We start from the raw sequence: 8,151 nt of genomic DNA, 5'->3' as shown, positions 1-8,151 counted from the left end.
AGATCTAACTACCGTAAGTGCTCATTTTATATTTTACAGAACTGTTTAAAATTGCTTTAGGCTTAATTTTGATTAGTTCTTCTAAAGTTTGTTTAGCTGTTTTTGTATCTCCATTCTTCTCGTACATATCTGCCAGTAAAATATATAGTGTTTCACTGTCTGGATGAGCATTAATACCCTGATGAAGTACTCTTATAACATAGTCTGACATTTCTCTATCATTGAAAATTTTAGCTAAATCAATATAATCCTGAACAGTTTTTGGAGCAATTTTTATAGCATTTTGAAATTCTGTCATTGATTTATCGTTATTATTCATAGCCAGGTAACATTGGCTTAAATTATAGTGAAAAATTGGTCTGTCTGGATTTAGAGTTATTGCTTCAATAAAAGCATTTCTGGCATCTCTGTATCGGCCTTTATACTGATATGCTAACCCAAGGTAATTGTATAACTCCGGATCATTGGAGTTTAATTCAGAAGCTTTTTTGAATGATTCAAGAGCGTTATCTGGATTTGAACTAGATAGGTAAGCTTTACCTAAATTTAGAAATATACCAGAATCATCCGGCTTAATGTTTATTGCTTTAAAATAGCACTCTATTGCCTCTTTAGATTTATCTACTGACATATAAATAGATGCTAGGTTTAAATAAGAATCTAAGTCATCATCATAATGCATTAGGGCTTTAAGGTAATATTCTATAGCCTGATCGGGATTTAACTCATTAGCATAGATAATAGCAAGGTTACGATATGTTGCATAATGGTCTTTCTTTAATTCTAATACTTTATGAAAGTCGCTTTTAGCTTTTTCAAATTCCCCCTGAGCATAGTAAGCTATTGCTCTAGAATAAAATGCCTGATAATTACTTGATGATAATTCTATTACTCTGTTTAGACATTCCAGCTCTTTAATTGGATCATTTTTTTTCTTGTATATTAAAGCTAAGTTATAATATGCATCGCTGTACTCCGGATAATATTTAATGGCTTTTAAATTATACTCCATTGATTTATCCAGATTATCTTTCATATATTCTATGCTGGCAAGGTTGTTATAAACTTTTGCTGAATTTGGTTTTATTTCTAGGGATTTTTTAAAGTATTCTTCAGCCTTTTCTAAATTTGCAGATCTATAACTTTCTACACCTTTTTGATTGTAGTAATCAGCATTATAGTAATTCATTATTTTAGTGGCAGTTGATTTTTTCTCTCCTCTTGTCAGAGTTGCATTTTTTATCTGACTTTTAAAATAATCGTATTCTTTATTTAAAGGAGACAATTTGAGTGCCTTATCTATATTTATATTTGCTTCAGTATAGTTTTCAAGAGCCAGATATGATTTCGATACTTTATAATAGGCAAAATCATTATATGGATTAACTTTTAATGCATTCTTATAATATTCTATAGCTGATTCATACTGTTTGCTATCAAAATAAATATTAGCTATATCTAAATAATCACGTTCCTTGGCATTAGTTTCTGTTTTTGGGTGGTAAGGTTCAGTAATTTTATTATCTACAGCAGCTTTAGAGGTTAAGTTATTATGAGAATTGGAATTAGATGGACTTCTTAGAGTAAAGGCTTTTTCAAAAGCAATTTTAGCTTCTGCGGACATTCCAAGCTCTTTATATGCTACCCCTAAGTTGTAGTAAGCCGGAGAGTTATTTGGGTTTTCTTCAATAACGAGTTTAAAGTATTTCACTGCTTGAACATAATTTTTATTATTAAGGTAGTTAAGTCCGACTTCATAACTCGTTGTTTCTGAATTAGGCTGCTGAGATTGCACTTTCTCCGGAAGAGAAAGCTGAAATTGAATGCTAAATGCTAAACAAGCTAAAAGAGTTATTATCTTCTTCAATCTCATATATTTGACCTATAAGTAGAATTAACTATGAGCATGCCTGCTTTACTTGCAATTACAGTAACTCAATTATGATTATACTAATTTTTATGGAAAAGAAAATTCTTTAAATGCTTGATTTAAATAGTTTTTAAATATGAGATTTGAGTAAGTTTATTTCCACTAATGTATTAACACAATAATTTAGCAGGATACATTTCTTTCGCAACTGAGCTTATGAACATTGTTCGAATTGATACAACTCTAATATATTACCACTTCAAATTTTGTCTATTTCTTCCCTTAAAAGCTTTTTGTGAATGGAATGTGCAGCCATATATCCTTCATATAAAGCAGTTACAACTTGCTTATTATCAAAGCTGGTTACATCTCCAGCTGCATAAATACCGTTTATATTTGTCTCTTGAAGCTTATTTACAATTATGCAATCACCTTCATCGATGGCAACACCTAATTTCTTTGCCAATTCAGACTTAACGTGACTTCCCTGAGCTGAATACACAATATCAGCCTCCAATTCCATACCGTTATCCAAGATCACTTTTTCAATTTTGTTTTCCTGGCCGACAAATTTAACTATCTTGCCTTGATAAACAGGTATATTCATCTTTTTTAAACTATTCATATATTTTAAATCGATTTTTTCAGAATTTACGCTTGAAACTACTTTTATTTTTTTTGTATAAGGCCATATTTCAAGGGCATAACCTGCAACACGCTCATCACCAACCACTATAACTCTTTTATCAATAGTTTCATAACCTGCACAAACAGGACAGGAATGTAAAGTATATCCAACATAATCCATAAACCCTTCTGCTTCAGGCCAATTATCCATAATGCCAGTGCAAAATATTATATTTCTTGCAAAATAAATATTATTTTCAGAAACCAATTTAAACTTATCTTCATCCATACTTTCAATGTTTATAACTTTGTCAAAAACCTCCTCAGCGCCATACATGCCTGCTTGCTTAGCGCCTAATTGTCTTAATTTTCTTCTTTCTACAGGTTTTAAAAAACCAGCAATATTGTGATAAACCCCGGGTAAAGACGATCTTCCTTTTTCTGCATCAATAATTAAAGCTTTTCTTCTAAAGCGTGCAAGATATATGCCAGCACTCAGTCCTGCCGGTCCAGCCCCAATAATTATTGCATCATAAATATTCATGCCAATATTCCCACAGTTAATAGTCTTAAGAATAAAACATTTATTTAATTATGTAATTCCACAATCCGGTTATTTAAATAAATCCGCCAATAATGCCAGCACAAAATTAAAAAATTAATCTTGTAAATATTTTCAATATTATTTTTTATCTAGCAATTTTTATCCTTGATCATCTTAATTAAATTTAGATACATTAATCTCAAAAAATGAGGCAAAAAGTGAGAACAGGGCTAAATAATCTGATAAGTGTGCCTTTCAAAAACAATAAGATCTCGACACCCTTTAAAGGGTGTGATTACAATGCTTTATCCGAGCCTAATCTATCTTTATTACCAAGTTTAAGCAAAGATTCAGTAAATTTTTCAAATAATACTTATCTAAACTATTCACCAACAGGAATATGTAAAGTCATACCATCTAAAAATGATAATAGAAATATCTCATTTGCAGGTAATGTAAACCCTAATACTTCACAATCTTTTAACATTATGAAAAAAACCTTAGATACAGATTTCACCAAATCCTTGGATGAAATCTCAAAACTAGGACAACTGCCTGTAAGTAAAATTAAAAGTAATCTAAAATCAGAATATGGTGATGAAACTGCTAATGAAGTAAAAATTTCAGGAATGAATGCAGGATTTAAAGATCTAATACTCATGATACCTGGAATGAATCCAGATGGAACAGTTCCAGATCTATTTCCTGTCATTAATCCTGCTATAAATCATTCGCTTATGGGAGGTGAACATTGGCAGGTACAAAACTACCTACTTGATAAACTTGTTCCAGAAATAAAGAGAGAATATCCTGATTTTTCCTTTGAGCAGCTAAGAAAAGACCTAAAAATGCCTCCTATAAATGAGAATAAAGCCTTACCCAGAGGAGCCAGTTTACCGACAAATAATCGAGGATTAAATTCAATAAAAAGAAGCATAGATAGCAGAGACAAAAATGGCAATGCTAATTATGCCTGCATCCATGGATTCGTAGTTTATGATGGCAATAATAACAATTATGTAATCCTGGATAATAAAAATGGCATCAAAGAATTTGTAAAAACAAATCAAAAACTGTTTGATAACCTTACTCAAAGATTCAATCTAATAGGAGTGATAGTTGGTGGTGAACCAGTTATAGAGAATCTCGAAGCAAAAGAGAAAAAAGAAAAAAATGATATATCAAACCAGTTCCGTGGTGAACTTTATATGACAGGAGCAGACATAACAGACTTTCCTAACTGCAAAAGCAAGAAAGAGATATCCTCTACTAAGTTAATAGAATTATTAACCAACTCGATAGGTAATAAGAAATATATCGAATCACTATAAAACCAATAAAAACAAGTAATTCCTCAATATTCCCATATATTTAGCAATTATTACGTTTAATACTTTATTGTAAATCTCTAAAAGGTCACAAAATGAAAACAGGACTTAATAATTTTCCATATATATCTTTTAAAGATTCCGCAAATTCAACTTTTTCAAAAAGAAATAATTATAATGCTCCAATTAATGTTAATTCAATTTCTTTATTAGGCTCCAATAAAGATTCAGTAATGTTTTCAAATAACACTGTCACCTGCTCTGTATCGAACAAATCTGACAGATTTGATAAATCTATAATGAATTTAACTCACTCAATAGATAAAAATATCTCATTTACAGGTAATATAGATCCTAATACCTCACAATCTTTTAGAATCCTAAAAGATGTCTTAGATAATGAATTTAAAAATTCTTTAGATAAAATTTCACCACTTGGAAAATATACAACTGACCACGTTAAAAAAAAGTTAATATTTGAATATGGATTTGAGACTGCTAATGAAGTACAAATTTTAGGAAATAATACTGGCTTTAATCCTTTAACACTTCTTATACCAGGCGGAGTATATAATAATGGAACTGCCCCTGATGTATTTCCTGTTATAACTTCATATAGAAACTTATCAAACATGGGAGGCGATCATTGGCAGGCAGAAAGATGGTTAGATCACATCATTAAACATAATATAAAAAAAGTTTACCCTGACTTCTCATTTGAAAAAATAAGAAAAGACCTTGGAATAGATCCTATCAAGAAGAATAAAGAGTTATTATCAGGAACTCTTAAACACACTAATCACGCTATGATCCATGGATTCCTAATTTATGATGGTAAAAACAATAATTACATAGTTTTAGATAATAATCGAGGCATTAAAGATTTTGTTAAAAGAAACCAAAGATCGTTTGACAGCCTTACTCAAAGATTTAATATAAAAGCAGTAATCATTGGTGGAGAACCAGTTGCTGAAAATATCCAAGCAAAAGAGAAAAAAGAAAAAGAAGATCTTATAAATCAGTTACGCGGTGAGCTTTATATATCAGGAACAGATATAACTGAATTTTCTAATGGCAAAAACCAAAAAGAAATATGCTCAACCAGTCTAATAGAATTATTAACCACCCTATGAGCAACAATAAATACATAAAATCAATATCAAAAACTTAAGGAGAATAATTATGAATATTAACAGTACAAAAATCCCTGCTCAACCACACTTAAACCGAGTTCCGATAAGCTTTAAAGGTGATAAGGATATCCTGGTAATAGATGATTCTGATTGCGGGATAAATTCAACTATACAGGATGTTAAATCAGCTTTAGGCTCAAAAGCTGATGGGTATAATATTCATGCTGCCAAAGGAGGGAAGGTCTTAAAAAAGCAGAAGATGTCAAACCTTTCCTCTCAATAACCGCCTATAATATGCCTCGTTTGGGACCTCAACGCGGAGAGTTAATAAAAGAACTTAAACAGTTAGGAACCAAGGTTATTGTAAATACACATAATTGGTATGGCAATGCAGACGAAGCCAGAAAGGCAGGAATGGAAACCTGTGAAGGTGTATATGGGGCAGATAAATATGTATACCAGCCGGATAAATCCATGCTTATAGACAGTATTCAAGCAATAACAGAAGGTAAGAAAATTCCTAAATACATATTTCAAGAAAAACCTAATATCCCATCCACTAATTCCTCAACTAATAATCAAAGAGGTGATTGGCTGGATCGTGTTATAGATTTTATTTTAAATGCTAACATTTTCTAAATAATTGAAATAATATTTACAATAATAACTAGTACTCTGACCGATTAAGGACAGCGTAAAAAATACTTATAGATTTTGATGAAAAATCCAATAGGTATTTTTGTAGGTGACTCAGTCACACTATTAAAGTCTTTAACTATTTCAACCTTATATATGTGCCTTTGGCACTTCTTATAACCAGCAAATAATCGAGCAATAAAAAATGCATAAATATTTTTTATTGCGTCCTTAATTACGCAAAGTGAGTATATTTTCGGTCAATACACTAGTAAATTGACACATATCGAATTTTTTATTACGTACTTAGAGCATATCCGATAATCCAAAAAGTGATGCTTATAGATTGCCACGCAAGCATAATTGTTGCTTATAATTGCGATTTAGGGCTCGCAATGACAGAAAAACTTATTTATCGGATAGGCTCTTATTATTTAACTTTAGCAAATCCTACAGGATAATGAGGAATATTACCCTTTTCAAGAGAGACTTTGACAAGATCACATTCAATTTTATTATTTTTACCGCAAAGCAATTCATTAAACTTATCAATATTGGACTTTTCCATATTTAGAATTGAAATTAATCTATTTAATTCACTATTGGAGCATATTAAGAAATTAGCATCAGAAATAATAGAATTATAATTATCAACTATGCTAGTTTCTTTAAATATACCTTTTCTGGAATTCTCTAAAATAGTTATATTATTGATTCCAGATTTATTCAATTGATCATTATCTTCAATTTCAATATTTTTTATACAGTCATTTACAACATTTAATGTGTTAATTAAAGATGCATCATTCTCATCAGCTAATAACCCAGATATATAGTTTTTATCAAAAGAAAGCTTATCATTCACTAAAATTCTTACCTGATTTAATATATAATCCAGATACTGAAAATCAATACATTTTCCTGCCACATATTTATTAAATATTATATTCATTCTAATAACAGTATTCTCTTTAAGGCATTCCTGCTGAGTAATGTCTGTTATCTGAAATTTAGAATTTTTATAACTGCTTAAATTTCCTACCCTATATAAGGCTAAATTTTCTAGCTCCACAGGAGTATCAAGAGTTAGATCCATACTTTCAAGACTTTGTAAATCTTCTGATAAATTTTTATCAATATTAATCAAAAAGCTTTCAAGCAAGTATTTAAAAATATTTTTCTTATGTAATGCCTGTCTAGCGTTATAGGTTGCAACATTCTTAATACATAACAATTCCTGCTCAATAGAGTTTAACTCTTTTGAAACAAAATCATTAAATTCATTCTTTCTTTCCTGAATATAGTTATATAAAAGAGCTTTTTTAAAGATATTTTTTATACATTGTTTAGAAATGCAAGGGTTATTATTTAAATCTTTCTGAAAAACGCTATAATCAGTTATTTTTCTTACATCTACATCATTTATCCAATACTGACTTACATTCTCAAGAACACCCTCATTTAACAATTCTTTAGAATTAAGCCATTTAGAGGTATATTCATATCCTCTTTCTCTAATAGTCTGATGAAAATCCTGAAATAACCCGATTTTGGTTAATAACTCAAATAATTTTTTCTCTTTAATTATATAAATTTTCTTTGAATATATAATTGGAGGAATTAAAAAATCAATTTTATCCTGGATATGTATTGGTGAAAATAAATAACATTCTAAGTTTGGCATACCTACCTCATAATATGGAGATTAAATTTATGACCTGAAAAGATATTTTAAAATCAGATATTCTCTAACTTCTTATTATTTTAAGCCAATAGTTCCGTTTAAAATTTCACATATTTTCGGTTTTTATAACTTCGCTAAAATTATATAATTCAAAAAGCTAGAAAAAACCTTCTTTATCCAAAGAAAAACCCAATATAAGCAAGTCACTTATCAAGGTTTACAATGAAGAATACATCTATAAAACCAAAAATAAAACTTTAATAAAGTAAAAGACTTTTATAATTTAAGACTATATTACTCGAATTGCTTGTATGTTAAATAAAGAAAAA

At 29.8% G+C, this 8,151-nt stretch carries 7 protein-coding genes; 4 read left to right on the top strand and 3 right to left on the bottom strand.

The window, feature by feature from the left end:
* Positions 1-4: 4 nt before the first annotated feature.
* Together A2255_10920 and A2255_10915 are read right to left on the bottom strand one after the other, a co-directional pair.
* Positions 5-1,873 (bottom strand): hypothetical protein, encoded by a 1,869-nt coding sequence (locus tag A2255_10920; GenBank protein ID OGI18185.1) that lies wholly within the window; start codon positions 1,871-1,873, stop codon positions 5-7.
* Between the two features lie 256 nt (positions 1,874-2,129).
* Positions 2,130-3,041, bottom strand: a complete 912-nt coding sequence (locus A2255_10915; protein OGI18184.1) for a hypothetical protein — start codon at positions 3,039-3,041, stop codon at positions 2,130-2,132.
* Positions 3,042-3,259: 218 nt separating this feature from the next.
* Here A2255_10915 and A2255_10910 point away from each other — a divergent pair, with 218 nt between their 5' ends.
* From A2255_10910 to A2255_10895, 4 genes are all read left to right on the top strand, one after another.
* Positions 3,260-4,372, top strand: a complete 1,113-nt coding sequence (locus tag A2255_10910) for a hypothetical protein (protein OGI18183.1) — start codon at positions 3,260-3,262, stop codon at positions 4,370-4,372.
* A gap of 92 nt (positions 4,373-4,464) precedes the next feature.
* Entirely contained in the window at positions 4,465-5,502 is a 1,038-nt protein-coding gene (locus A2255_10905; GenBank protein OGI18182.1) for a hypothetical protein, read from the top strand.
* A 49-nt stretch (positions 5,503-5,551) separates the two neighbouring features.
* Positions 5,552-5,785, top strand: a complete 234-nt coding sequence (locus tag A2255_10900; protein OGI18181.1) for a hypothetical protein — start codon at positions 5,552-5,554, stop codon at positions 5,783-5,785.
* A gap of 11 nt (positions 5,786-5,796) precedes the next feature.
* The gene (locus A2255_10895; protein ID OGI18180.1) at positions 5,797-6,141 is read left to right on the top strand and encodes a hypothetical protein; all 345 of its coding nucleotides are present in this window, start codon (positions 5,797-5,799) and stop codon (positions 6,139-6,141) included.
* Between the two features lie 427 nt (positions 6,142-6,568).
* Here A2255_10895 and A2255_10890 read toward each other — a convergent pair whose 3' ends face one another.
* Positions 6,569-7,822 carry a hypothetical protein gene (locus A2255_10890; protein OGI18179.1) on the bottom strand — a complete coding sequence of 418 codons (1,254 nt, stop codon included), beginning with the start codon at positions 7,820-7,822 and terminating at the stop codon, positions 6,569-6,571.
* Between the last annotated feature and the right edge of the window lie 329 nt (positions 7,823-8,151).

The organism is Candidatus Melainabacteria bacterium RIFOXYA2_FULL_32_9 (genome assembly GCA_001784615.1).
In the GTDB taxonomy this organism is placed as follows: Bacteria; Cyanobacteriota; Vampirovibrionia; order Gastranaerophilales; family UBA9579; genus UBA9579.
The sequence above is the reverse complement of the archived record's forward strand: the minus strand, read 5'-3'. Positions and strand labels throughout refer to the sequence as shown.

What these genes read in the sequence shown, in the direction of transcription:
- A2255_10920 (OGI18185.1), bottom strand. Translation starts at nt 1,873, where the DNA reads ATGAGATTGAAGAAGATAATAACTCTTTTAGCTTGTTTAGCATTTAGC.
- A2255_10915 (OGI18184.1), bottom strand. Translation starts at nt 3,041, where the DNA reads ATGAATATTTATGATGCAATAATTATTGGGGCTGGACCGGCAGGACTG.
- A2255_10905 (OGI18182.1), top strand. Translation starts at nt 4,465, where the DNA reads ATGAAAACAGGACTTAATAATTTTCCATATATATCTTTTAAAGATTCC.
- A2255_10900 (OGI18181.1), top strand. Translation starts at nt 5,552, where the DNA reads ATGAATATTAACAGTACAAAAATCCCTGCTCAACCACACTTAAACCGA.
- A2255_10895 (OGI18180.1), top strand. Translation starts at nt 5,797, where the DNA reads ATGCCTCGTTTGGGACCTCAACGCGGAGAGTTAATAAAAGAACTTAAA.
- A2255_10890 (OGI18179.1), bottom strand. Translation starts at nt 7,822, where the DNA reads ATGCCAAACTTAGAATGTTATTTATTTTCACCAATACATATCCAGGAT.